A 24214-nucleotide genomic window follows, 5' to 3' on the forward strand; every position below is an offset into this window, starting at 1 on the left:
CAGTAAACGATGACGAAATTGGCATAATAGGAATGAGAAATTTAAAGCTGAGGAATTTTGATTGGGCCAGATAATTCCTGATGACAGGCAAAACAAGTAAAAAGGCCAGTTTCTCGGGTGACGATTACTCCAGCCTTATTGACTGACGAAAATCACTGGGAGTCAGCCCAGTTAACGCTTTAAATTGCCGGGTAAATGCACTGTGATCCGTATAACCACATTGCAAGGCAACATCCGTGATAGGTAATCTTGTAGCCAGCAACTCAGAGGCTTTTTCAATTCTGATTTTGTGGATCATTTGTCGGGGAGTCAGGTGAAAGACACGTTTACAGTAACGTTCCAATTGAGCTATCGAAAGATGTGTTAAATGAGTTAGCTCTTTGAGACGAATCGTTTGATCAAAATGTTCACGAATATAATCATCAACAATCGCCAGTTTTTGGTACACAGGATGATTTTCCTTAACTTCCATCAGATCATGAGAAATTCCTGCCATACCAATAATTTGATTATGCTGATTATACAATGGCAATTTATATGTCATGCACCAACCTGTTTTACGCCCATGGTAAAAATGGAGTTCCAGCTGGTTTTGGATAATCACCCCTTGATGTAATACACGTAAATCTTGTTCGGTGTAACAGTTACCCATTTGGGCAGGAAAGACTTCCGAGGAGGTTTTACCGAGTAGCGAAGAGATCGATTTAAATCCACAGCGTGTAGCCAGTGTCAGGTTGGCAATGAGGTAACGTGCTTTAATATCTTTAATAAAGAAAACCACACTGGGAATCGCATTCAGCAAGGGGGTAATTAACGCAACCGCATTGAGAATATCTTGCAGGTTATTAGGTTTGTGATTAACAAGCCCACTGCACAGTGTTGATAAAAACTCAACATTACAAACATCATGACCACTTTTTTCATTATTCTGGTATAGGTTGTTATAGACTATATTCATCATTAATATCTCCAGTCTATTATCACTAAAATAAGATTATTAACCTTGACCTTGTATTTGGTTATTTATCTTGGCTAAATAAAATATCAGATTTAATATATGTGCAATGTTCAAAATAAATATATTGTATTCATGTGATAATTATCACAGAAAGTCACTGACATCATTATCACTTATCTAATTGATTTTTAACAATTATTTTATTTATGTTTAGATAATAATATTATAGATGTAATTTATAAATTGTTTTTTGGTAAAAATACAAATAAAACTCAAAGGCTTATTTATAATTTTTCATTTTATCAGAATGCCTCTATGATAATTCAATAGTTTTCTCATTATGCTGATTTCAGCACGTTTTGGTATGAAATTCATCAAGCGACAAACTCAATATTACGCCACCATCTGGTAAAAATGCACTAATTGGGTGGCCTCATGGCAGAGAAAAATGAATATCAAATTGTTCACGTCATTGATTCACACACAGGTGGAGAACCCACACGCACGGTAATAGAGGGATTTCCATCCCTTGGCAAAGGAACCGTTGCCAAACAACGGCAACGCTTTGAAGCGGAATTTGATCACTGGCGCAAAGCTCTCATTCTTGAACCAAAAGGGAATGATGTATTGGTAGGCGCACTCTTATGTCCACCGGCTGCACCAGAAGCCGATATAGGTGCTATCTTCTTTAATAACGCAGGATATTTGGGCATGTGTGGTCATGGTACCATGGGCCTTATTGCTTCGCTCCATCATCTAGGCAGATTGAAACCTGGCAAGTACAAAATTGAGACACCAGTTGGTTTTGTGGAAGCCGTGCTCCATGAAAATGGGGAGGTGTCTGTTCATAATGTCCCCTCTTATCGTTATCGACAGAATGTCACCGTAAATGTGCCTGATGTGGGTGATGTTAATGGGGATATTGCCTGGGGAGGAAATTGGTTTTTTCTGATTAACCAACATGGTCAATCGCTAACGCCCCACCATATTGACGAACTCACGCAATACAGTTGGGCAGTCCGGCAAGCATTGGAGCAAACCGGGATCACGGGGGAAAACGGTGGGTGTATCGACCATATTGAATTGTTTGCTCCTGATAACAATGCGAATAGCCGCAATTTTGTGTTATGTCCGGGAAAAACCTATGACCGTTCACCCTGTGGTACTGGAACCAGCGCTAAATTAGCGTGCCTGGCTGCGGACGGAAAATTGCAGCCTGGTGAGATTTGGCGACAATCCAGCATTATTGGTAGTGTTTTTGAAGCCCAATATCAATGGATTGGTCAGAAAATTGCCCCCGTGATCCGGGGAACAGCACATGTTTACGGTGATAATAGATTAATCATCGCTAAGAACGATCCCTATGTTTGGGGGATTAGCCTATGACCTCACCTCAAATATCGGATGTCATTATCGTTGGCGCGGGTATCGTTGGAACCGCATGTGCTTATCAGTTAGTACAAGAGGGTTTGAGCGTTGCTGTAATTGATGATGGTGGTAAGGGAGCGGCAACACAGGCAGGAATGGGGCATCTCGTGTGTATGGACGATAGCCCTGCTGAATTGGCATTAAGTTGTTATTCATTAGATATATGGCGAACATTCACCCCTCATATGCCAGAAAATTGTGCATGGCGTGGATGCGGTACGCTTTGGCTGGCCGATGAAGAGGACGAAATGGCCCTTGCTGAGGAGAAAAGCGCACGCCTTGCCCGCTATGGCATTGAAAGTATTCCGATGACAGCAACACAGATTCATCAAATAGAACCTATGGTGAAAGCTGGAATAGTGGGTGGTTTATGTGTTCCTGGGGATGGAATTGTCTATGCACCGAATGTCGTACACTGGTTTCTTGCTGCCTGTAATGAAAAGATTCAATTCATTAAGGGGCAAGTACATACCTTAGAATCACAGGCTGTTGTACTGAGTAATGGAAAAAAATATTGTGCTCCAAGAATATTGTTGGCAAATGGGTTGTGGAGTACACATTTGCTACCTGAATTACCTATTTTCCCTAAAAAAGGACAACTGGCAATTACAGACCGTTACCCTACCTGCATCACCCACCAATTGGTGGAATTAGGGTATAGCGCCAGTGCACATGCTGATGGCACCTCAACGGCTTTTAACGTTCAAGCTCGCCCAACTGGTCAGCTCTTAATTGGATCTTCACGCCAGTTACATAACGAGAAACCCACGATTGATCTCGCCCTACTCCGTTCTATGCTCCAGCGTGCACTTTATTTTCTACCCCAGCTTGGTCAGATGAATATCTTACGTTGCTGGTCTGGTGTTCGTGCTGCGACTCCAGACGGATTGCCGCTATTGGGACCACATCCTGATCATGAATGGCTATGGCTGGCTGTAGGCCATGAAGGATTAGGTGTGACGACAGCCCCGGGCAGTGCCAAAATCATCTCTGCATTGATGCTGAACAGAAAAACAGAGATTGATCCATCGCCTTACCAACCTGCACGTTTTACTTCTATAACCCGTCAAACAGTAGCACGGGTTGTTTAAAGAGATTGCCATGATACTCAAGAAATCACCTCTTATTACCTTGTTTATTGATGGCGAACCGATCACAGTTCCCGCGGAGATTACTGTTGCGGCAGCGCTAGCTTATACCGGCGATGAACATTGCCGTATGTCTGTATCACATCAATTGAGAGTGCCTTTTTGTGGCATGGGGATCTGTCAGGAATGTCGTCTGATGATTAACGGTCGCCGCCATTTAGCGTGCCAAACAATGTGTGAAATGGGTATGAAAGTTGAGAGGATCTGAACATGGCAACATCTTCTTCTACAATATTGCACTGTGATGTACTGGTTGTTGGCGCCGGGCCTGCTGGATTAGCCAGCGCACAAGCCGCGGTACAAGGGCAGCAAACCGTTATCCTGCTTGACGACAATCCCAGAGCAGGTGGACAAATTTGGCGTCAGGGGCCATTTCATACATTGCCCCCCATAGCGAAACACTACCTATCAGTGCTATCAGAAGACACATTGACCTACTTGCCAAGCTGTAAAGTGATTGCGGTAGACAACCAATGTGTCATTGCTGCAACAGCAAATCAGTACCGAATTATTCACTACCAACGCATTATTCTTTGCACCGGAGCCAAAGAAAAATTACTTCCTTTTCCTGGATGGACATTACCGGGTGTCACAAGCGCCGGAGGATTGCAAGCACTGATAAAAAATGGTCTACCTATGACTAATGAACGTGTTGTTATTGCCGGTAGCGGCCCGCTTTTGCTTGCAGTTGCAGAGACGGTTAACAAAGCAGGAGGGAACATAGTCGGTATCATTGAACAAGTGCCTTTGCACCGCTTATTGTTATTTGGCTTACGCTTAACCCATTGGCCAGAAAAGTTGCGTCAAGCCATCACGCTCATGCCACTTAAAAATTATTTCAAAAACAGCAGGGTGCTGGACGTGGAAACCTCCATAGCAGGCAAGTTAACTGGCGTATATATCAGCAATAAAGGACGGAAACAAAAATTATCCTGTACACGTCTGGCTTGTGGTTTTGGTTTAAGACCCAATACGGAATTAGCGCAACTATTTGGTTGCTTGCTGGATGAACAAGGAAATATTCAGGTAGATGCGTGGCAACAGACAACTATACCCGGTGTATATGCAGCTGGAGAATGTACAGGTATTGGTGGTAGCGAACTTGCCCTTTGCGAAGGATTTATGGCCGGATTTACCGCAAGTGGTGAATATGCACTGGCTGAAAAATGGCAGCAGGAACGAATAAAATGGCGGCGTTTCGCCGCAGCGATAACACAAACATTTAAATTGAATGAAGAGATCACTCAGTCTCTTCCACCCGATACATTGATCTGCCGTTGTGAAGATGTACGTTTAAAAGAGCTTGAAGCATTTCAGGATTGGAATAGAGCAAAAATGACGACACGGTGCGGTATGGGAGCTTGTCAGGGAAAAATCTGCTCAGCTATTCTCCACGATATCAAACATTGGGCAATCCCTTCTCCTCGCATCCCACTATCGCCTGTTAGTCTTGAAACGCTAGCAGCAGAGTTCCCCCTTCAAGAAGGACTCGAAGCAAGACACAGAGAAGAAAGCCCCAGCAATCGCTGAGCAATAACGAATTCCTGCTAAAAGTCACAGTTTGTTTAGTCGCCTTTGTTATGATCCATCTATTTAATCATTAAAATACATAATAAATTACGTTGAAGATTAAGGTGTGGGCATCTATGTGTAAAACAAATGGAACAATCCTGGATGTACCAGGTATCAAAGTTGGGCATGCTGAAGATGAGTTGAAACAAACTGGTTGCAGCGTAATTATTTTCAACGACAGCGCTGTTTGTGGTGTTGATGTCAGGGGTTCTGCTCCAGGGACAAGGGAGACTGAGCTTTTAGATCCCATTAATACCGTTCAAAAAATCAACGCAGTAGTGCTAAGTGGTGGTAGTGCTTTTGGGTTGGATTCCGCCTCTGGCGTCATGCGTTATCTTGAAGAAAGAAAAAAAGGTCTTGATGTCGGTGTCGCTGTCGTCCCTATCGTTCCTGCCACAATAATTTTTGATCTAAATTTTGGTGATCCCACGGTTCGTCCTGATGCCAGAATGGGCTATATTGCAGCGCAAAACGCTTCTACAAACACTTTTCCATCGGGAAATATTGGCGCCGGCGCCGGGGCCACTATAGGTAAAATAGCCGGTTTTGACAAAGCCATGAAAGGTGGACTTGGGACAGCGTCTGTTAAATTACCTGGGGGGCTGACAGTAGGCGCCATGGTGGTTGTAAATGCGGTTGGTGAAATCAGAGACCCTAAAAATGGTAAAACCATCGCAGGCGCATGTGATGAACATGGTCATCTTATCGATCTCATTTCCTACATTTTAGAAAATTATAAAGATCATCATGTCACTCAGGGAACAAATACGACTATTGGTATAATTTGCTGCAACGCAAATATGAATAAAAGCCAAATGAAAAAAATTGCCCAGATGGCTCATGATGGCCTTGCCAGGACAATATACCCCGTTCATACCATGAGTGACGGGGATACTATTTTCGCCGCGACAACAGGTGGTGTGGATTCATCGGTGAATATTGTTGGTATGCTTGCGGCTGAAGTCATGGCTGCCGCAATTTTAGATGCTGTAAAATCAGCTAAATCAAAATTTGGTGTTAGAGGTTATGCTGATTTAGCAAAATGAAACACCGGTTCTATATCCAGTGACACTCTAAATGTCGCTTACAATAAAAGTCATAATCCATAACGTCTTATCACCCTTTTCACGAATAAGTAAAAAGGGTGATTGGGTCTAATGTTTATTTTTTCCGGCTAAATCTAGCCATCCCCGGTTTTTCAGGATTAGAAACAAAACCTGGGTTTCCAGCGCCTGGTTTCCAACTCACTTTCATTTTCGCGCCAACCTTGTTGTAAAACTTTTCTAATTCATAAATATCATTGGCTATTATCCATTTTCCTTTACAGATGATAGCAACTGGAAACTCTCCAGGCTCGGCAACAACTTTGACAATTCCACCACGTTTCTTAACTTCTTCTCTCTCTTTATCCATAGCAAAGGCAGGATAGCTTACCTGAGGGCCATGTCTGATAACATTATGTTCTATATCATCAAATGGCCGGTTTAAATCAGATTGAGCAATAAATCGGTTAATCAGATCGATTATTTTCTTTTCTTCTAATGAAGCAGATGGAACTGAATGTGGCTGTGTCGTAAAACTAATCATGTCATGCATATCATAGTCACCAGTGAAAGGCAGCGCTGCCCAGTTCTCTTTTCCTTTCAAGAAAGAGAGACTTACTTCGAGATTATTTAAATCTATTGGATAAATTCTTCTCTTGACCAATCCATCTGATAACCCGTGGCCACTACTCATATACACACCTTTAAGATGACCACTTTGTTTATCCCAGTGACCGACATAACCCTCAATAGATGCTTGCCGTACCTTATTTATGACATCTGAAGCTTCATCGCCAGAATAAGCTTTTCTAATTGAGCCAGGTTTAATTGTTTTTTCCAGGATATCGTGTCCTTTCGCTGCAGCACCTTTACCCAGCGCTTTCAGCGTTGGTTCACCTGCCGCACGAAAACTGACAGCAAAATTACCCACTTTAGACGCTTTTTCAATCGCCTCCATGTGCCCTTCCCAAATAAATTCTTTCTTAACTTGTTGGCGAACACCAACGCCATTCTTGAACATATTTATAAACCCTCTGAGTCATTGAAAAATAAAATAATCAAAACAAGATGAGTATTAACTTATTTAAATATCCTTCCCTCTATTTGGTATATTTATATACAATAAACTCTAAATCAAATTAATCTACACATCACGATTAAATATTAATTTTATGACAAATCAGAAAATGTAAACAAAAAACCAGAAGTCCACTTCAGTAACCGGGTCCCTCAACAGGGTCGAAAAGCCCCAACAGGTTATCTATCTCTAAAGACAACTGATTAATCATAAAGAGGCTGGAAGTCTCTTTATCTGTGAACCAGAAAAAAGCATTACGGACGAAAGTAACAAACCTTAAATATAAACAGATCAGGAATGGAGTTCCCATTCCTGATTATAGTCATTTAATTATTTCTAACATTCAATTAAATCAGACACCAAATTATTATTTATTTATCTTATGAAGAAATAAGATTAGAAACACTATTACCACTATCTTTGACATGATCATCAAAAATACCAATAAAGCTGTTATGCGAAGCAAAATATGATTTTTTGGTACCTCTCTGTATGACTGAAAATACGAAACCTTCCCCATGCGTATCGGATAGATCCCACACCTTCACATCTTCACAATCTATATCCAGATATTCTTCTCTACCCTCCTCCCCACATTTATTAACCGAAACTTTAACCGGTTCACTTGAGAGGTTTTTAATATAAATCATATAATTCCCCATTATATCAACAATATGGACTTACATTTAATTCAATTATATACAACACAATAAATTAATAAAACTGGTACAATACAAAAACTATTTCAGTCGACCAGCATCTAAATTTTAGATCAAAAAATAAAAACATCTAAATTATAAAATCTTACTCATTTTACCAAAGTAAACATTTACATTATTATAAATATTTATAATGATTTTTAGCCTGTATTTAGACAGATGGTAAAGAATATAAAGGAGATATCCCTCTGCCGTTATTTTCAACAGAGCTACTATAAATAATTATGTAGCCATCTAATCTCATTGAATACAACACGGGTTTATTATCCCCCCATATTACTGACATTAGAAAACCGCGTTCATCTGATCTGGCCCACTGAACCACCTCTCCAGGACCAATCTCAATATAGTCGTCATCAGCTTCTTCACTACTCCATTTACTAATTGCAACTTTAACCACCTTATCTGAAACATTTTTGGCATAAATCATATTAACCCCTCCATTATATCGACGTAAATTTATATAGCTCTAATTCAACAATATCCCAATATGTACCACAATGAAATTAAGTTAAGTATAGATGAAAAAAAACTAATAAAACGATTATTTATGTGGCTCTCATCAAATTTTTAAATCTAGAAAATAAAACACCTAAAATATTAAATTACATTAATTGGATCAATGAAAATATTTTCATTCTAAATTTAGCAACTCAATATTATATTGTTGTAAATATAACAATTTCCATTAATATATATTTACAACAATTTCTTATCATAAGTTTATACCCTATGGATTTTGCACTATTTAGCACGACTCATACCCAATGTTTTCCATGGTTTTTGAGTTGACTCACCTGCCACACGAATAATAGACAGCAAAATTACCCTCTTTAGAAGCTGGAAATATTTTTAAATCCAATAAAATTGGATGCCAGAATGAATATACAAACGATAAATTTATTCTCCCGATTCAATTTAAAGGATATATCCAATGGTCACTATCCTCAACATCTCTACCGTAACCAGTAATATCTTTATCATGGATAATAATGTTGCTATTTGATAAAACAAAATATGGCTTTGGCTCCGCTTCACCTTCCCGTATTATTGACATTACAAAACCGCGACCATCAGTACGATCCCAACCCTCTACCGTTCCCGGATTAATATTAAAATATCCCGTACCACCCCTTTTTCCCCATTTATTAATTGCAACTAGAACCAGCTTATTTGAAGCATTTTTGACATAAATCATATAATCCCCCATTATATCGACGTAGATTTATATAGATCTAATTCAACAATACTCTAATATGTACCACAATGAAATTAAGTTAAGTATAGATGAAAAAAAACTAATACAACGATTATTTATGTGGCTCTCATCAAATTTTTAAATCTAGAAAATAAAACACCTAAAATATTAAATTACATTAATTGGATCAATGAAAATATTTTCATTCTAAATTTAGCAACTCAATATTATATTGTTGTAAATATAACAATTTCCATTAATATATATTTACAACAATTTCCTATCATAGATTTATATCTATTAAGGTTAAAAAATTTAATTGTAATATTAGGGTTTCATCCAATCTTCGAGTTTAAGCCCTTCGACTCGTGAAAATTCACGGGTATTATTTGTTACCAATATTGCATTAACAGCAATTGCATGTCCTGCTATTGCAGTATCATTATTACCTATTGGCATTCCGACATCAGATAAGCATTTTTTTATCATAACTGTTGCGTCTATTGCTTCTTTATCCCAAGGTAGAATCGCATCAAGACGTTCACAAAATGCGTCAACTAAAACATTATATTTAGGTGATGCTTTCCTTCCTATTGCCCCAAAGCGCATTTCTGAATAGGTAATGGCTGAAACCACAATAGTATGGCGTTTCATTACACACGCTTGAAGTTTTTCAAGCAGATATAAAGGTTGTTCTCTCATAATGAAAGAGCAAATATTTGTATCAAGCATGTAGACTTTTTTCACAGAATAACCCGTCCATCATCTTCAATAACATCATTACGTTCAATCAAGAAATCATTATCTGCTTTTTCTTCTTCTTTAAATGAGATCCAATTAGGTTTTGCTGGGCGTAGGATGATGCTATCACCATCACGGATAATCTCTAATTCGTTCACTCCATCAAAATCAAGATCTTTCGGTAAACGGATGGCTCGGTTATTACCATTTTTAAACACTGAAACTGTTCTTGTTCTCATAATGTACTTTACTCCATTAACTTAATAAGTTAGCATATGTATAGTATATGCCAAGCCGTACATATGTCAACATATGCTCCTTTATTCATATGGAGGAGGAGCGGGAATAGACCAAATAAGATGTAAGAGTTTTTCTATAAGACAAAATGTTATTATTACTTGGTGATTGGTAGTAATATACTATTAACGGCCCTGCTTGAGTTTTAAGTGGGGCTCTATGCAACCATCCAATATGACAGGATCAAAAAAGAACTTATTTTGGTAACTATAATTGAGAATACTAATGTCAAAGATGAGGACAAGCTGCTATGACTAATAAGTTAATTCTTATACTATCTACTATTCTTGGTCTTACAGGGTGTGTTTCACAGAAAAAACCACTTTCTCTTGATTATATAGCAGGTAATGAAACATTCCATTTATCTAAGCCATGTATAGAACAAGCTCTTTCTGCAAGAGAAACTGGTGATCAGTTATCTGTGAATTCCAATAACGTTTTTATTAAGGTTAAAAAAGGATTGAATTGTAATGATAAGTTCAAACTTTTTTTAGAAAAAAACTTAGGGAAAGAGATGTTCATTTATTTTGACGGTAAACCAGTGATAAAAACAAGAATTGTTTCTACGTTTTCTCCAGAAAAGGGGTTTTATCAAGCAGTTGAATCGAAGAAATTATCAGATGAAATTCTTAAAAATCTTAATTAATAAAAAGCCTATGGTTGTTACCTTTTATGTTTTATTCATCCTGAAAAAAGGTAAACCATAGGCTCAACTTTAGCCGTTGTAGGTAATCCTAATAACTTGGCCTGTAGAATAACTTTTAAACCTAATGCGATCTGTACCAGCACCATAATTATCTGTAATTTGATGTGAGCCAGGTCCTGTTGTATTTTGTAGTGATATATATCACATCTTTGTGTTATTTGCATATTTTACACAGCTGTAAAACTGATGCATTCCTTCGATCTAATGAAAGTGTTTTCCAACCATTTACATATCTATTCCCGCCTTAACCTCCGAGCATAACGTTGCGCTAATACCGCGCACACCATCAATTGAATTTGATGAAAAATCATCAATGGCAATAACATCACGCCAACTGTCGCAGCCGGAAATAAAACATTCGCCATTGGCACACCATTAGCCAAGCTCTTTTTCGAGCCACAAAAGACAATGGTAATTTCATCTTCTTTACTAAAACCCAACCAGCGAGCGGTATAAGTATTAATAATCAGCACAATCGCCAATAAAATACAACAAACAACACCAATCATCAGGAGTGAATAACCGTCAATCTTATGCCAAATACCTTCTACAACTGCCTCACTGAAAGCCACATAAACCACCAAAAGAATGGATGATCGGTCAGTCATATTAACCAGTTTTTTATGCCGCTCTACCCAGCGTGCAACCAATGGCCGTGACAAGTGTCCGATAATAAAGGGAACCATCAATTGAAGGACAATGGATTTTATTGCTTCCAGCGTATCAGAACTGCCTTCTCCCTGCGTATGGATCATGAGTCCGACGAGTATTGGCGATAAAAACACCCCCAAAATACTGGATGCCGAAGCGCTACAAATGGCAGCAGCAACATTACCACCAGCAACAGAAGTAAAAGCAATAGCTGACTGAACCGTAGCCGGTAATGCGCAAAGATAAAGAAATCCCCAATAAACCGTTGATGTCATTATTTCAGGCACTAATAAATTCAGCCCTAATCCTACAATGGGAAACAAAACAAAAGTGCTGAGAAAAACCACCAAATGAAGCCGCCAATGCCCCATACCCGCAATAATGGCTTGACGAGATAATTTAGCGCCATGCATAAAGAACAGCAGAGCAATCGCCGCTGTAGTTAACCGTTGAAACCAAACTTTAATCTCACCCTCGCAAGGAAAGAATGTTGCAATGACGACCACCGTCACTAATACCACCAAAAAAGGATCTACTCTTAATCTTTGCCACCAAGTCATGAATTATTTTCCTTGCTTTGCAAATCAAATAATTAGCCCGGTAAACCGGACTAATCAATAAAAGTCATGATTAAACTGCCACTGAACTTTGTTGTTTTGCAGACAGAATACCTGCTTCAATTAATTTCATAATTTGAATGGCTTCATTTGCCGTTACTGGATTAGGTTTACCTAACGTAATAGCATCACGGATCGCCGCATAATAAGCAGTATAATTACCGGGCAAAGTTGGCACATGTTCGGTCACTAATTCCTCTCCACGTGACAATGTCACAATCCCATCACGAATATCATATCCCCAATCAGCATGCAGTGGCTTTTCCCCTGCCTTCAATCGTTCTTCTTGCGGATCAAGACCATATTTCACATAACTGCCTTCCATACCATGCAGCGTATATACAGCAGATTCAGCCGCAGCCAACGTTGTTGCATGAAGAACCACTTTAATATCAGGATAATTCAGCAATACATGGAAATAATCCACTGCTTCGGCTTGTGGACGGATCATACCCAAATCAGCCGTAATGAATTGCGGTTTACCAAATAGTTGAACCGCCTGATCAAGTAAATGAGGACCTAAATCATACCAAATACCACTGCCTTCTCCCGCCGCTTCACGCCATCTTTGGCGTATAACCGGACGATAACGATCAAAATGGGATTCGAAATACCTCAATTTCCCCAGACGATTTTCTTTAATCAAAGATTTTATGGTCAGAAAACCGGAATCCCAACGGCGGTTATGAAATATGGAAAGGAGTAACCCAGCTTCTTCAGCTTGCTTCTTTAAAGATTCAGCTTGTTCAACTGTAATAGTGAATGGTTTATCCACTACAACATGTTTACCCGCCGCCAGTGCCTTCTGAGCCAGAGGGTAATGCGTATCATTAGGTGTCGGAATAATGATTAAATCAATGTCAGGATCATTGAAAAGATCTTCAGGGCGGGATACCACCGGAATATTTGGCCAATCTGATTTCACTTTCTCTGCATCACTACTGGAAATTGCTGCCAATTCCATACCGGAAGTCCCGGCAATTAATGGTGCATGGAACGTTTTGCTGGCATAGCCATAGCCTACCACCCCAACCTTTAACAAATCACTCATGACAGCCCCTCAAATTTATCTTTAATAATAACTGCAATGTTATATCAGTAAAAAATATCACCATCGACAGCTGTTTCACAAATTATCTCTGCATCCAGCCATCGAAGATCTTTCAATCAATCTATTTCCTAACCCAAGAGAATCGCCTATTATTCTTCCTTCGCATAGCTTCAAATGGAATGATTTATGTATCAAACCCCTGACTACCACAGAATTAATGGCTGGATTCTGGCTCCAGCGGCTTATTTGATCATGACATTTCTCAGCGCTAGTGTCATGTTAGCCTTATATATTATGACTTTATTTAGTCAAAACAATATATTAGGTGTTGGAAGTAATCAATTTACTCTAATGTGGTTTCTTTCCGTCGCCATTACTGCGGCAATGTGGTGCTTCACCCTATGGGTACTAAAACTGCTTTTCATTCGGTCAAAAAGATTCCCTCAGACTTTTATTATTTGGCTTATTGTTACCGTATTAATTGCATTGAAAACTTTTGCCTTTTCCCCTATCCCTGATCAAATGGCTTTACGTGCATTAGCATGGCCATTAATGGCTGCCGCTATCTTCGTCCCCTACATTAAACGTTCTCATCGGGTCAAAATGACTTTCACACAAGATCGATAACCGCAACTTTCTTTGGTTGTTATCATAAATAATAGATTGCCCCTCAGTAAGATGAGGGCATGTTTATAATTTTATAAAAAGTAAACAATTCCATTTTCAGGCACAGCAATGACTGACTACTTTCTTTTATTTGTTGGAACCGTATTGGTTAACAATTTCGTCCTGGTGAAATTTCTCGGCTTATGCCCTTTTATGGGCGTCTCTAAAAAGCTGGAAACTGCCATCGGGATGGGATTTGCAACAACATTCGTTATGACACTAGCCTCAGTGTGCTCATGGCTGGTAAATACGTTTATTTTGTTACCACTGGATTTAATCTATTTGCGTACCCTAAGCTTTATTCTGGTCATTGCGGTTGTAGTGCAATTCACTGAACTTGTTGTACGCAAAACTAGCCCGACGTTATACCGATTGTTGGGTATTTTCCTGCCGTTGATTACGACTAACTGTGCCGTACTCGGTGTCGCATTGCTAAATATCAACCAATCACACGATTTTCTACAATCTGCCATTTATGGATTTGGTGCCGCCGCAGGTTTCTCTTTGGTTATGGTACTGTTTGCCGCTATTCGTGAACGCCTGGCTGTTGCCGATGTTCCAGCTCCCTTCCGGGGCTCATCTATCGGTCTTATCACCGCAGGTTTAATGTCCCTGGCTTTTATGGGCTTTAGTGGTTTGGTGAAGTTCTGATGATTTCGTTATGGATTGCTATTGGTGCGCTAAGTGCACTAGGGTTGATTTTTGGTTTAATCCTGGGTTTTGCTGCCCGCCGTTTTCAAGTGGAAGAAGACCCTATTGTTGAAAAAGTCGACAACATTCTGCCTCAAAGTCAGTGCGGCCAATGTGGTTACCCTGGCTGCCGCCCTTATGCCGAAGCCGTGGCTAACAACGGTGAAATGATTAATAAATGTGCTCCCGGCGGTGAACAAGCAATGCTGAAAATCGCAGAGTTACTTGGTGTCGATCCACAGCCACTGGAAGGAGATGAAAGCGTACAAAATCCCGTCCGTAAAGTCGCATTTATTGATGAAGAGAATTGTATTGGTTGTACCAAATGTATTCAGGCATGCCCTGTAGACGCTATCGTCGGTGCGACCCGTGCTATGCATACCGTCGTTGAAGATCTCTGTACCGGTTGTGACTTATGCGTTGCCCCTTGCCCTACAGACTGCATTGCGATGATCCCGGTGGCAACGACCACGTCCAATTGGAAATGGGATTTGAAAACTATTCCAGTAAAAAATATTCCTGTTCAGCCATCTCATGCTGTTTCCGTTAAAAATATCCCGATTAAAAATATTGAGGCTGAACACCATGTTTAATTTGTTCAATTTACTTAACAAAAACAAAATATGGGATTTCGACGGTGGAATTCATCCACCAGAAATGAAGCTACAATCTAGTCAAGCACCATTGCGCATTGCACCACTGCCTGAAGAGTTAATCATCCCATTACAACAACATTTAGGAGCAGAAGGCGAATTACTGGTTAAAACAGGTGATAAGGTGCTGAAAGGCCAGCCTCTGACATTTGGCTATGGTCGTATTGTGCCAGTCCATGCATCAACATCCGGCACAATCATCGCTATTGAACCTTGCATTACCGCGCATCCATCCGGATTGAAAGAATTGTGTGTTCGTCTACGTCCCGATGGTGAAGATCAATGGTGTGAGCGCATTCAGACCCCCGATTATCAATCCCTTGACATGGACACTATTCTTAATCGAATCCATCGGGCAGGTATCGCTGGTTTAGGCGGCGCTGGTTTTCCTACCGCCGCCAAACTTCAAAGTGGTCGTTCTGGTATTAAGACGTTGATTATTAATGCCGCAGAATGCGAGCCTTATATTACCGCTGATGACCGCCTCATGCAGGAACATGCAGACGAACTGATTGAAGGAATTCGTATTCTGGAACATCTGCTTAAACCTGAGCAAATACTGTTCGGTATCGAGGATAATAAACCCGAAGCAATAAGCGCACTTAAAACCGCACTAAAGGGCGATAATTCCATCACTGTCCGGGTTATCCCAACCAAATACCCTTCTGGCGGTGCTAAACAATTGACCAAGATCTTGACCGGTAAAGAAGTGCCATCCGGTGGCCGTTCTTCCGCTATTGGTGTTCTGATGCAGAACGTCGGCACAGTAGTTGCGATTAAACGAGCCATTATTGATGGCGAACCTTTGATTCAGCGCGTGGTTACTGTCACTGGTGACACTGTAACTTCTCCTGGTAATTTCTGGACACGACTCGGAACTCCCATTCAATTTCTTCTCCAATTAGCCGGCTTTAAGCCCCAATCAGAGCAGATGGTCATTATGGGTGGTCCACTAATGGGATTCACGCTGCCTGACTTGAACGTACCTGTTGTTAAAATCAGTAACTGTATTCTGGCACCATCTCACCAAGAAATGGATTCAAATACTGCGGAAGAAGCGTGTATCCGTTGTGGATTATGTGTGGAAGCTTGTCCCGCTAGTTTATTGCCACAACAACTTTACTGGTTCAGCCGTGGCCAAGAGCATGAAAAAGCTCGCGATTACAACTTATTCGACTGTATTGAATGTGGCGCCTGTGCTTATGTTTGTCCAAGCAACATCCCTCTGGTGCAATACTATCGCCAGGAAAAAGCTGAAATTAAGGCATTGGACCAGGAAAACCGCCGTTCAACAGAAGCTAAAATTCGTTTTGAAGCTAAACAAGCTCGTATGGAACGGGAAAAACAGGCTCGTGAAGAAAGGCACAAAAAAGCGGCTGTTCAGGTCGATAATAAAGACCAAAATACTGTACAAGCTGCGCTCTCTCGTGTGAAAGAAAAGCAGGTTAACGCCGGCAAAATTGTGACCATAGAACCGGGACAAGTGCCAGATAATTCAGCAGTAATCGCTGCCCGACAAGCAAGAAAAGAACAACTTCGCGCTCGCCAAGCGGAAAAACAAGCGGCTGAAAATATTCATACTGTTACATCTGAACAAACAGAATCAGAGGATCCACGTAAAGCTGCATTAGCCGCCGCAATTGCCAGAGCGAAAGCTAAGAAAGCGGCTCAGAGTCAAGAGGTGACAACGTCACCTGAAATAGCAGGCTCAGAATCTACAACCGGTGAAAAGCCAGATCCCCGTAAAGATGCGGTGGCTGCCGCTATTGCCAGAGTTAAAGCCAAAAAAGCGGCTCAAACTCAGCAGGCAACGGAAACGCCAGCAAATGCTTTACCAACCGAGGAAACTGATCCGCGCAAAGCCGCTGTTGCTGCCGCTATTGCCAGAGTTAAAGCTAAGAAAGCGGCCCAGGAACAACAGAAAATTTCAACAGAATAGTGATCGTTATAAATGAAATTCAGACCCGTTCATACTGACAATAAAAAGTTAAAAGTCGCAAGTTCGCCTTTTACACACAACCAGCAAAGCACCAGCCGCATTATGCTGTGGGTCGTGCTGGCAGCGATCCCCGGTATCGCTGTACAAACTTACTTCTTTAGTTACGGGACATTGTTCCAGCTTCTGCTTGCCGTGATTACTGCCCTGCTTGCAGAATCACTTGCCCTGTCTCTACGTAAACAAGCAATTATGACGCGTTTGAAAGATAATTCTGCGCTGTTGACAGGCTTACTTCTAGGGATCAGCCTTCCGCCGCTGGCTCCCTGGTGGCTGATTGTATTGGGAACAGTTTTTGCGGTAATTATTGCCAAACATCTATATGGCGGTCTTGGACAAAACCCGTTCAACCCAGCAATGGTAGGCTATGTGGTGCTTCTTATCTCTTTTCCTGTCCAAATGACCAGTTGGTTGCCACCCATGGACTTGCTGACAACTCAAATTACACCACTAGACAGCCTGATGGTGATCTTCACCGGCCACACTCCCGATGGAGCGACATTACAACAGTTACAGCTGGGTTTCGACGGAATAAGTCAAGCCACACCCCTTGATAGCTTCAAAACCGGTTTATTGACTCACAATATCGACGATGTTCTTCACCAACCTATATTACAAGGATCTCTGGCAGGTATTGGCTGGCAATGGATCAACATTGCTTATCTTGTCGGCGGGCTTATTCTGCTAAACAGAAAGATTATCAGTTGGCAAATTCCTGTGGCATTCATCCTGACATTAGGTCTCTGTGCACTCGTAAGCTGGCTGATTGATCCAACCCGTTACTCCCCGCCATTACTGCAATTGCTTTCAGGCGCAACCATGTTGGGCGCATTCTTTATTGCTACTGATCCAGTGAGTGCATCTACGACCCCCAAAGGCCGTCTCATTTTTGGCGCCATTATTGGCTTGCTAGTTTGGATCATCCGCGTTTATGGTGGTTATCCCGACGCTATCGCATTTGCCGTCTTGCTAGCAAATATCACCGTGCCACTCATTGACCATTACACCCAACCCCGCGCTTACGGGCATAAATAAGGAGCCGTTATGTTAGAAACAATGCGACGTCACGGCATCACGCTAGCTATATTTGCTGCATTTACCACCGGACTAACAGCGGTAGTGAACTCATTAACTCAAAATACTATCGCAGAGCAAACCGCATTACAGCACAAGTCACTACTTGATCAGGTCATCCCTCCAGAGTTGTATGACAACGATATACAAAACGAATGCTATCTGGTAAGTGCTGATGCTCTGGGAAATAAGTCACCTCATCGTCTCTATCTGGCCCGCAAAAATGGTCAACCCGTCGCTGCCGCACTGGAAAGTACAGCACCGGATGGCTATTCAGGCGCCATTCAGTTATTGGTTGGGGCAGATTTCTCAGGAAAAGTGTTAGGTGTACGCGTGACAGAACATCACGAAACCCCTGGCTTAGGCGATAAAATTGAAACCCGGATTTCAGACTGGATCAATACGTTCTCCGGGAAAACTATAAAATCAGATCATGACCGGGATTGGGCAGTGAAAAAAGATGGTGGTGAGTTTGATCAATTTACCGGAGCCACGATTACCCCGCGTGCTGTGGTAAACTCAGTCAAATCGACCGCACTCTATTTACAAACCCTACCTGAACATCTCTCTTCCTTAGCATCCTGTGGAGAAAAATCATGAGTGAAACCAAAAACTTATTTATCCAGGGATTATGGAAAAATAACTCTGCTCTAGTACAGCTACTGGGACTATGTCCACTACTGGCGGTATCTTCCACAGCAACCAATGCTCTTGGCTTAGGGCTGGCAACCACATTAGTCCTGACCTGTACCAACATCTCAGTTTCCTGCCTGCGCCGTTGGGTACCCAATGAAATCCGCATCCCGATCTATGTCATGATCATCGCTTCGGTTGTCAGCACCGTACAAATGCTAATTAATGCCTACGCTTTTGGCTTGTATGAATCATTAGGGATTTTCATTCCACTGATTGTCACTAACTGTATTGTTATTGGCCGTGCTGAAGCCTATGCCGCTAAAAATCCGGTCATACCTTCTGCTATTGATGGCTTGGCCATGGGGTTAGGAGCCACTTTTGCTCTGTTTGTTCTTGGTGCTATGAGAGAAATTCTCGGTAATGGAACCTTATTTGACGGTGCTGATCTACTGCTGGGCAATTGGGCTAAAGTATTACGGATAGAAATCGTTCATATGGATTCCCCTTTCCTGCTAGCAATCCTACCTCCCGGCGCTTTTATTGGCCTTGGACTCATGCTAGCAGCGAAATACCTTATTGATGAAAAAATGAAAACCAGAGTAATAAAAGAAAAAAGTAATGCAGTGGCTATGTCACAAGGATCGGAGAGTACTACCTAAATGAACACCCAAAAACGTATCGAGATTTTAACGCGCTTACGCGATAACAACCCAAAACCAACGACTGAGTTGGTTTTCACAACACCGTTTGAACTGCTTATTTCAGTATTGCTTTCAGCTCAGGCTACCGATGTGAGTGTTAACAAAGCCACAGCGAAACTCTATCCCGTCGCCAACACTCCTCAGGCAATCCTTAACCTAGGAGTGGATGGGCTGAAAGAATATATAAAAACCATCGGCCTGTATAACACGAAAGCGGAAAACACCATTAAAACCTGCCAAATTTTGCTGGAAAAACATGCTGGCGAAGTTCCTGAAGATCGCGCGGCATTAGAAGCATTACCCGGCGTTGGCCGCAAAACAGCCAATGTGGTATTAAATACCGCTTTTGGCTGGCCGACGATTGCTGTCGATACACATATCTTTCGAGTTTGTAATCGTACCCACTTCGCTCCCGGCAAGAATGTCAATGAAGTCGAAAATAAATTACTGCAAGTCGTTCCGGCTGAATTTAAAGTCGATTGCCATCACTGGCTTATTTTACATGGGCGTTATACCTGTATAGCCCGTAAACCTCGTTGTGGTTCTTGCATTATTGAAGATTTATGCGAATTTAAAGAAAAAATTTACCCTGAGTAACTATTGTAATTTTTATTGCAATTTCCTTGCTGTTTTACGCTATTTTGCAGATGTTGCTTGCTCGACACCATCAATTCGCGTAAAACTATTGTTCTAAAACTATCTGATAATAACCTCCAACTTTCTCCGGATATTATGTTTCAAAACAACCCGCTGCTTGCGCAGCTAAAACAGCAACTTCATTCCCAGACTCTTCGTGTAGAAGGTTTAGTTAAAGGCACCGAAAAAGGTTTCGGCTTTCTGGAAGTCGACGGGCAAAAAAGCTATTTCATTCCTCCTCCACACATGAAAAAAGTTATGCATGGCGATCGGATTACTGCCGCTATTCATACTGATAAAGAAAGAGAGATCGCCGAACCAGAATCACTGGTCGAACCTTTTCTAAATCGCTTCGTTGGCCGAATCCAGAAAAAAGAGAATGACAATCGCCTGTGGATTGTTCCTGATCACCCATTGCTAAAAGAGGCTATTTCTTGCCGCCCTGCCAGTCATATTACTCATCCATTTCAGAATGGTGACTGGGCCGTTGCTGAAATGCGCCATCATCCATTGAAAGGAAGCCGTGGCTTTTATGCAGAGATTACCGGCTACATTACTGAAAGCAACGATCATTACGCGCCGTGGTGGGTAACACTCACCCGCCATAATCTGGAACGCAATGCACCCGACATGACCGCTGATTGCCAGCTGAATGATGGTGCGCTTGAGCGCATAGACTTAACTTCTCTGGATTTTGTCACTATCGACAGTGCAACCACCGAAGATATGGATGACGCTTTGCATGTCGCCAAACAAGATGACGGCAGCCTGAAGCTCAGCATCGCTATCGCTGACCCAACAGCCTATATTGCTGTTGACAGCGAGCTGGATAAGATCGCCCACCAACGAGCTTTCACCAACTATCTGCCAGGTTTCAACATCCCAATGTTACCGCGCGATCTGTCAGAAAATTTATGTTCGTTGCGCCCCAACCTTCGCCGTCCGGCACTGGTTTGCCAGGTTTCCATTCTCGAAGATGGACAACTTGGTGATGATATTGCGTTTTTCTCTACCTGGGTTGAATCAAAAGCGAAGCTGGTTTACGACGAAGTTTCTGACTGGTTAGAAGAAAAAGGCGACTGGAAACCTGCTTCTGAATCCATTGCCACGCAAATCTCTCTGCTGAAAGAAATGAGTGATCGCCGTAATCAATGGCGCCATCAGCATGCACTTATTTTCAAAGATCGCCCTGATTACCGTTTCGTCCTTGATGAAAATGGCTATGTCCTGGATATCGTTGTAGAACAACGCCGCACAGCAAACCGTATTGTCGAAGAAGCGATGATCACGGCCAACCTATGCGCAGCAAAAATACTACATGATAAATTTGGTTTCGGTATCTACAATGTTCATACGGGTTTTGAACCACTTCAGATTGAACAAGTAGTTGAATTACTGCAAGAAAATGGTATCGATGCAAATGCAGAAGGATTATTGACACTGGATGGCTTCTGTAAATTACGTCGTGAATTAGATAAACAACCTACTCAATTCCTCGATAGCCGTATTCGTCGTTTCCAAACTTTTGCAGAAATTAAACCTGAGCCTGGCCCTCATTTCGGCCTTGGTTTTGATGCTTACGCCACCTGGACATCACCAATCCGTAAATACAGCGATATGATTAACCATCGCTTACTGAAAGCCATTATCCAAAAAACGGATGCAGAAAAACCCGCTGAAGAAACCTGTTTGCAACTGGCTGAGCGGCGTCGGTTGAACCGTATGGCTGAACGCGATGTAGGCGATTGGTTGTATGCTCGTTTCCTGCACCCGCATGCAGGAACAGAGCAACAATTTACCGCAGAAGTCATCGATATTACCCGCGGTGGTTTACGTGTCCGTCTGGTAGATAACGGCGCAGTTGCTTTCATACCTGCCCCATTCCTACATGCCGTGCGTGATGAACTGCAATGTAGTCAAGAAACCGGTACAGTGCTTATCAAAGGTGAAGCTGTTTACCGATTAAATGACATTATCAGTGTCCGTATTGAAGAAGTCAGAATGGAAACCCGCAATATTGTCGCTCGCCCTGTTGCCTGACTTTCCTCATAACATTTTTCTGTATATCAAACTACAGCGTGATCGCTGTAGTTTGTCCTTAAAAGTAAACAATCACACAATAATAAAAAGCCTCTATACCTGTTATCTTTCAAGTTGCCTCTTTGTTGGCTGCACTCTCTCACCCCAGTCACATAGTTATCTATGCTCCTGGGGATTCGCTCCCTTGCCGTCGCGATGCATCTTGAAATCTATTGGGTATAGAACTTAGAGGCTAAACAGAGATAAATATGAAATCAGAACATTTACAAAAAATTATTTTAATTTATTTATATGAATGCTTTCATATCCATCATTTGTTGGGTATATAAAAGCATCGTTCTTTGAGGTCGGAAAACCAAATTGAAGCAGAAAATGCTCCATATGATATTGTTGTAAATTGAGAGCTCTTCCAGATATATCTGTTTTTATTATACAAAACAATAAAATAGTCATCATCCATAATAAAATACTTAAACATTGCGTATGGCGATATGGGTAATTTTTTATATACGACTGCAGTATATTGACCATTTTCATCTTTTACTTCAAATGCCTTATTCCAATTACCAAAAAATAAAGTTGATGGAAATAATACCCATGCTATAAATACAGTAATGAACACTAAAATCAATAGTGTTTTTTTTGAAAAAAAATTACACTTAGTTTTCATAATTGAATAACTCTATGTTGTGGTAACGGCTCCATCCATAAAATATCAGAAAAAACAATAAAATCACCGCCTTCATTGTGTTTTTTCTGCCATTTTCTAAAACTATCATTAATTACAGGAACATATCCATTGTATTTAATCCATAAGGCCATCCAACTCCCGGTAGCGTAAAGTGATGCGTAATCAACAGAACTAACTTTATCTAATATTCCATCTTTACTCCAAATTCCCAATGGCTCGTTAGCGCCAACAAAATCATAGGTATCTTTTAAGTACATTCCAATTTGTTCGGTGACAAAAACATCTTTACTGTTTAATTTGTCCACATGCCCCTTAACAGCCACCTTCATATTAGAATTCCCCATAGCACCATACCAGTCATCAACCGTATCAAATTTAGAACCAAATTGCCTAACATTGACTGCTGAAAACGTGTCTATTTCTCGTATATCTTTTTCATACCCCAATATTTCCTTTCCACCCTCTTTTTCTAATTGCAGTTTTAATTGGTCTATGCCCGCGCTACTAGCCCAACCATTAATTAAAACAGACATCACGTCTTTAGGTTGTTTATATTTAATCGCCCACTCCATTTTTATGATGGAATCATTAACTCTTTCATTTGGTATATCTATTGCACGACCTCGAAAATATTCTGTTTTTATTTTTTCTGTAAAAGAGTAAGCTGGTTTTGTATTAAACCAATGGCGCATTAATTTTGGTGCCATTTGCCATCCCATTTTTTCCATTGCACCTGTGAGCTTGATTTCATAAAAGGCTTCTAACAATTCGTTTCCGTCGATTGCCATTGCCAGCAACGGTGATGACTTATCAATAGGTTTAGTAAAACTGACAGGATGATGATGCGCGTTCTGGTCACGGCTCACTGAATGATTCACACTCAGTACCTGTATTTCATTTTTCCAACCTGCCTGATTCGGATTCTTTCACCGGGATATTAAACGGAAATATTAAAACCCAATAACCTGACATATTAAATCTGATAAAAAAAGTACACATAACCTTCTGTTAATAAGCCTGTTTGCTGAAAATTGTCATCATTTACATATCAAAATTTATAACACACCATTTATTCATTCTTGAATAGAAAAATATAACAACGTGATTATAAAATAATTTATATCGATATAATTTTATTGATTGATAATTTTAAATATTAATAATTGATATTTGAAATTAATGTGAGCTGACTATAATTCAACGTGATCATCAATGTGATCTTAA

26 protein-coding genes and 1 pseudogene are annotated in these 24214 nt (G+C 40.9%); 15 read left to right on the forward strand and 12 right to left on the reverse strand.

The window, feature by feature from the left end; all coding sequences use genetic code 11:
- Nucleotides 1-124: 124 nt before the first annotated feature.
- On the reverse strand, nucleotides 125-961 hold the full coding sequence (locus BO26_RS00260; protein ID WP_051690814.1) for an AraC family transcriptional regulator: 837 nt from the start codon (nucleotides 959-961) through the stop codon (nucleotides 125-127).
- Nucleotides 962-1393: 432 nt separating this feature from the next.
- Here BO26_RS00260 and BO26_RS00265 point away from each other — a divergent pair, with 432 nt between their 5' ends.
- The 5 genes from BO26_RS00265 to BO26_RS00285 all read left to right on the forward strand — a co-directional run bounded on the left by BO26_RS00265 (nucleotide 1394) and on the right by BO26_RS00285 (nucleotide 6152).
- Nucleotides 1394-2344, forward strand: coding sequence for a 4-hydroxyproline epimerase (locus tag BO26_RS00265; RefSeq protein ID WP_036768030.1), 951 nt, complete (start codon nucleotides 1394-1396; stop codon nucleotides 2342-2344).
- The gene (locus BO26_RS00270) at nucleotides 2341-3477 is read left to right on the forward strand and encodes an NAD(P)/FAD-dependent oxidoreductase (RefSeq protein WP_036768031.1); all 1137 of its coding nucleotides are present in this window, start codon (nucleotides 2341-2343) and stop codon (nucleotides 3475-3477) included. Before BO26_RS00265 ends, BO26_RS00270 begins: the two co-directional genes overlap by 4 nt.
- A gap of 10 nt (nucleotides 3478-3487) precedes the next feature.
- Nucleotides 3488-3742 (forward strand): (2Fe-2S)-binding protein, encoded by a 255-nt coding sequence (locus BO26_RS00275; RefSeq protein ID WP_081861809.1) that lies wholly within the window; start codon nucleotides 3488-3490, stop codon nucleotides 3740-3742.
- A 2-nt stretch (nucleotides 3743-3744) separates the two neighbouring features.
- Entirely contained in the window at nucleotides 3745-5064 is a 1320-nt protein-coding gene (locus BO26_RS00280; RefSeq protein WP_036768032.1) for an FAD-dependent oxidoreductase, read from the forward strand.
- A 116-nt stretch (nucleotides 5065-5180) separates the two neighbouring features.
- Nucleotides 5181-6152 carry a P1 family peptidase gene (locus BO26_RS00285; protein ID WP_036768033.1) on the forward strand — a complete coding sequence of 324 codons (972 nt, stop codon included), beginning with the start codon at nucleotides 5181-5183 and terminating at the stop codon, nucleotides 6150-6152.
- Between the two features lie 115 nt (nucleotides 6153-6267).
- Here the strand turns inward: BO26_RS00285 and BO26_RS00290 are convergent, their stop codons facing one another.
- From BO26_RS00290 to vapB, 6 genes are all read right to left on the reverse strand, one after another.
- A complete protein-coding gene (locus tag BO26_RS00290) occupies nucleotides 6268-7170 on the reverse strand; it encodes a hypothetical protein (RefSeq protein WP_036768034.1) in 903 nt (300 codons plus the stop codon).
- Nucleotides 7171-7607: 437 nt separating this feature from the next.
- Nucleotides 7608-7877, reverse strand: a complete 270-nt coding sequence (locus BO26_RS00295) for a hypothetical protein (RefSeq protein WP_036768035.1) — start codon at nucleotides 7875-7877, stop codon at nucleotides 7608-7610.
- 220 nt (nucleotides 7878-8097) lie between these two features.
- On the reverse strand, nucleotides 8098-8376 hold the full coding sequence (locus BO26_RS00300; RefSeq protein WP_036768036.1) for a hypothetical protein: 279 nt from the start codon (nucleotides 8374-8376) through the stop codon (nucleotides 8098-8100).
- A gap of 483 nt (nucleotides 8377-8859) precedes the next feature.
- Complete coding sequence (locus BO26_RS00305; RefSeq protein ID WP_036768037.1) at nucleotides 8860-9144, reverse strand: hypothetical protein; 285 nt, start codon at nucleotides 9142-9144, stop codon at nucleotides 8860-8862.
- Nucleotides 9145-9471: 327 nt separating this feature from the next.
- Nucleotides 9472-9891: a type II toxin-antitoxin system VapC family toxin gene (locus tag BO26_RS00310; RefSeq protein ID WP_036768038.1), complete on the reverse strand. Its 420-nt coding sequence runs from the start codon at nucleotides 9889-9891 to the stop codon at nucleotides 9472-9474.
- Nucleotides 9888-10124 (reverse strand): type II toxin-antitoxin system VapB family antitoxin, encoded by a 237-nt coding sequence (vapB, locus tag BO26_RS00315; protein ID WP_036768039.1) that lies wholly within the window; start codon nucleotides 10122-10124, stop codon nucleotides 9888-9890. The genes BO26_RS00310 and vapB overlap by 4 nt, the downstream gene beginning before the upstream one ends.
- Nucleotides 10125-10432: 308 nt before the next feature.
- On the opposite strand from vapB, the gene BO26_RS00320 reads away from it, so the two are divergent.
- Complete coding sequence (locus BO26_RS00320) at nucleotides 10433-10828, forward strand: hypothetical protein (RefSeq protein ID WP_036768040.1); 396 nt, start codon at nucleotides 10433-10435, stop codon at nucleotides 10826-10828.
- Between the two features lie 293 nt (nucleotides 10829-11121).
- Here the strand turns inward: BO26_RS00320 and BO26_RS00330 are convergent, their stop codons facing one another.
- Both BO26_RS00330 and BO26_RS00335 read right to left on the reverse strand, forming a co-directional pair.
- A complete protein-coding gene (locus BO26_RS00330; RefSeq protein WP_036768042.1) occupies nucleotides 11122-12099 on the reverse strand; it encodes a bile acid:sodium symporter family protein in 978 nt (325 codons plus the stop codon).
- Between the two features lie 70 nt (nucleotides 12100-12169).
- Nucleotides 12170-13207 carry an oxidoreductase gene (locus tag BO26_RS00335; RefSeq protein WP_036768043.1) on the reverse strand — a complete coding sequence of 346 codons (1038 nt, stop codon included), beginning with the start codon at nucleotides 13205-13207 and terminating at the stop codon, nucleotides 12170-12172.
- 186 nt (nucleotides 13208-13393) lie between these two features.
- On the opposite strand from BO26_RS00335, the gene BO26_RS00340 reads away from it, so the two are divergent.
- The 9 genes from BO26_RS00340 to BO26_RS00380 all read left to right on the forward strand — a co-directional run bounded on the left by BO26_RS00340 (nucleotide 13394) and on the right by BO26_RS00380 (nucleotide 22299).
- Nucleotides 13394-13834 (forward strand): DUF2569 domain-containing protein, encoded by a 441-nt coding sequence (locus BO26_RS00340; protein ID WP_036768044.1) that lies wholly within the window; start codon nucleotides 13394-13396, stop codon nucleotides 13832-13834.
- Between the two features lie 108 nt (nucleotides 13835-13942).
- Entirely contained in the window at nucleotides 13943-14524 is a 582-nt protein-coding gene (rsxA, locus tag BO26_RS00345; RefSeq protein WP_015834256.1) for an electron transport complex subunit RsxA, read from the forward strand.
- Complete coding sequence (rsxB, locus tag BO26_RS00350) at nucleotides 14524-15156, forward strand: electron transport complex subunit RsxB (RefSeq protein WP_036768045.1); 633 nt, start codon at nucleotides 14524-14526, stop codon at nucleotides 15154-15156. Before rsxA ends, rsxB begins: the two co-directional genes overlap by 1 nt.
- Nucleotides 15149-17155, forward strand: a complete 2007-nt coding sequence (gene rsxC / locus BO26_RS00355) for an electron transport complex subunit RsxC (RefSeq protein ID WP_036768047.1) — start codon at nucleotides 15149-15151, stop codon at nucleotides 17153-17155. The genes rsxB and rsxC overlap by 8 nt, the downstream gene beginning before the upstream one ends.
- A gap of 12 nt (nucleotides 17156-17167) precedes the next feature.
- Entirely contained in the window at nucleotides 17168-18247 is a 1080-nt protein-coding gene (rsxD, locus tag BO26_RS00360; RefSeq protein ID WP_036768048.1) for an electron transport complex subunit RsxD, read from the forward strand.
- Nucleotides 18248-18256: 9 nt separating this feature from the next.
- The gene (gene rsxG, locus BO26_RS00365) at nucleotides 18257-18886 is read left to right on the forward strand and encodes an electron transport complex subunit RsxG (protein ID WP_036768049.1); all 630 of its coding nucleotides are present in this window, start codon (nucleotides 18257-18259) and stop codon (nucleotides 18884-18886) included.
- Entirely contained in the window at nucleotides 18883-19581 is a 699-nt protein-coding gene (locus tag BO26_RS00370; RefSeq protein WP_036768050.1) for an electron transport complex subunit E, read from the forward strand. Before rsxG ends, BO26_RS00370 begins: the two co-directional genes overlap by 4 nt.
- Nucleotides 19582-20220 (forward strand): endonuclease III, encoded by a 639-nt coding sequence (nth, locus tag BO26_RS00375; protein ID WP_036768051.1) that lies wholly within the window; start codon nucleotides 19582-19584, stop codon nucleotides 20218-20220.
- A 135-nt stretch (nucleotides 20221-20355) separates the two neighbouring features.
- Nucleotides 20356-22299 (forward strand): exoribonuclease II, encoded by a 1944-nt coding sequence (locus BO26_RS00380; RefSeq protein ID WP_036768052.1) that lies wholly within the window; start codon nucleotides 20356-20358, stop codon nucleotides 22297-22299.
- A gap of 310 nt (nucleotides 22300-22609) precedes the next feature.
- Here the strand turns inward: BO26_RS00380 and BO26_RS23840 are convergent, their stop codons facing one another.
- From BO26_RS23840 to BO26_RS24405, 3 genes and pseudogenes are all read right to left on the reverse strand, one after another.
- Nucleotides 22610-22969 carry a DUF6201 family protein gene (locus BO26_RS23840; protein WP_236637221.1) on the reverse strand — a complete coding sequence of 120 codons (360 nt, stop codon included), beginning with the start codon at nucleotides 22967-22969 and terminating at the stop codon, nucleotides 22610-22612.
- Nucleotides 22966-23778: a DUF6402 family protein gene (locus BO26_RS00390; RefSeq protein ID WP_036768165.1), complete on the reverse strand. Its 813-nt coding sequence runs from the start codon at nucleotides 23776-23778 to the stop codon at nucleotides 22966-22968. The genes BO26_RS23840 and BO26_RS00390 overlap by 4 nt, the downstream gene beginning before the upstream one ends.
- Nucleotides 23761-23895, reverse strand: a pseudogene (locus BO26_RS24405) (type VI secretion system tube protein Hcp); the annotation flags it as partial. The gene BO26_RS00390 and the pseudogene BO26_RS24405, both read right to left, overlap by 18 nt.
- Nucleotides 23896-24214: the final 319 nt, after the last annotated feature.

It is taken from the genome of Photorhabdus australis DSM 17609 (assembly GCF_000711895.1).
GTDB classification, from domain to species: domain Bacteria; phylum Pseudomonadota; class Gammaproteobacteria; order Enterobacterales; family Enterobacteriaceae; genus Photorhabdus; species Photorhabdus australis.

Coding starts and splice junctions, on each gene's coding strand:
- rsxA (WP_015834256.1), top strand. CDS start 13,943: ATGACTGACTACTTTCTTTTATTTGTTGGAACCGTATTGGTTAACAAT.
- rsxG (WP_036768049.1), top strand. CDS start 18,257: ATGTTAGAAACAATGCGACGTCACGGCATCACGCTAGCTATATTTGCT.
- BO26_RS00265 (WP_036768030.1), top strand. CDS start 1,394: ATGGCAGAGAAAAATGAATATCAAATTGTTCACGTCATTGATTCACAC.
- BO26_RS00285 (WP_036768033.1), top strand. CDS start 5,181: ATGTGTAAAACAAATGGAACAATCCTGGATGTACCAGGTATCAAAGTT.
- BO26_RS00295 (WP_036768035.1), bottom strand. CDS start 7,877: ATGATTTATATTAAAAACCTCTCAAGTGAACCGGTTAAAGTTTCGGTT.
- BO26_RS00290 (WP_036768034.1), bottom strand. CDS start 7,170: ATGTTCAAGAATGGCGTTGGTGTTCGCCAACAAGTTAAGAAAGAATTT.
- rsxC (WP_036768047.1), top strand. CDS start 15,149: ATGTTTAATTTGTTCAATTTACTTAACAAAAACAAAATATGGGATTTC.
- BO26_RS00300 (WP_036768036.1), bottom strand. CDS start 8,376: ATGATTTATGCCAAAAATGTTTCAGATAAGGTGGTTAAAGTTGCAATT.
- rsxD (WP_036768048.1), top strand. CDS start 17,168: ATGAAATTCAGACCCGTTCATACTGACAATAAAAAGTTAAAAGTCGCA.
- vapB (WP_036768039.1), bottom strand. CDS start 10,124: ATGAGAACAAGAACAGTTTCAGTGTTTAAAAATGGTAATAACCGAGCC.
- BO26_RS23840 (WP_236637221.1), bottom strand. CDS start 22,969: ATGAAAACTAAGTGTAATTTTTTTTCAAAAAAAACACTATTGATTTTA.
- BO26_RS00340 (WP_036768044.1), top strand. CDS start 13,394: ATGTATCAAACCCCTGACTACCACAGAATTAATGGCTGGATTCTGGCT.
- rsxB (WP_036768045.1), top strand. CDS start 14,524: ATGATTTCGTTATGGATTGCTATTGGTGCGCTAAGTGCACTAGGGTTG.
- BO26_RS00270 (WP_036768031.1), top strand. CDS start 2,341: ATGACCTCACCTCAAATATCGGATGTCATTATCGTTGGCGCGGGTATC.
- BO26_RS00390 (WP_036768165.1), bottom strand. CDS start 23,778: ATGGCAATCGACGGAAACGAATTGTTAGAAGCCTTTTATGAAATCAAG.
- nth (WP_036768051.1), top strand. CDS start 19,582: ATGAACACCCAAAAACGTATCGAGATTTTAACGCGCTTACGCGATAAC.
- BO26_RS00330 (WP_036768042.1), bottom strand. CDS start 12,099: ATGACTTGGTGGCAAAGATTAAGAGTAGATCCTTTTTTGGTGGTATTA.
- BO26_RS00320 (WP_036768040.1), top strand. CDS start 10,433: ATGACTAATAAGTTAATTCTTATACTATCTACTATTCTTGGTCTTACA.
- BO26_RS00335 (WP_036768043.1), bottom strand. CDS start 13,207: ATGAGTGATTTGTTAAAGGTTGGGGTGGTAGGCTATGGCTATGCCAGC.
- BO26_RS00305 (WP_036768037.1), bottom strand. CDS start 9,144: ATGATTTATGTCAAAAATGCTTCAAATAAGCTGGTTCTAGTTGCAATT.
- BO26_RS00280 (WP_036768032.1), top strand. CDS start 3,745: ATGGCAACATCTTCTTCTACAATATTGCACTGTGATGTACTGGTTGTT.
- BO26_RS00380 (WP_036768052.1), top strand. CDS start 20,356: ATGTTTCAAAACAACCCGCTGCTTGCGCAGCTAAAACAGCAACTTCAT.
- BO26_RS00275 (WP_081861809.1), top strand. CDS start 3,488: ATGATACTCAAGAAATCACCTCTTATTACCTTGTTTATTGATGGCGAA.
- BO26_RS00370 (WP_036768050.1), top strand. CDS start 18,883: ATGAGTGAAACCAAAAACTTATTTATCCAGGGATTATGGAAAAATAAC.
- BO26_RS00260 (WP_051690814.1), bottom strand. CDS start 961: ATGATGAATATAGTCTATAACAACCTATACCAGAATAATGAAAAAAGT.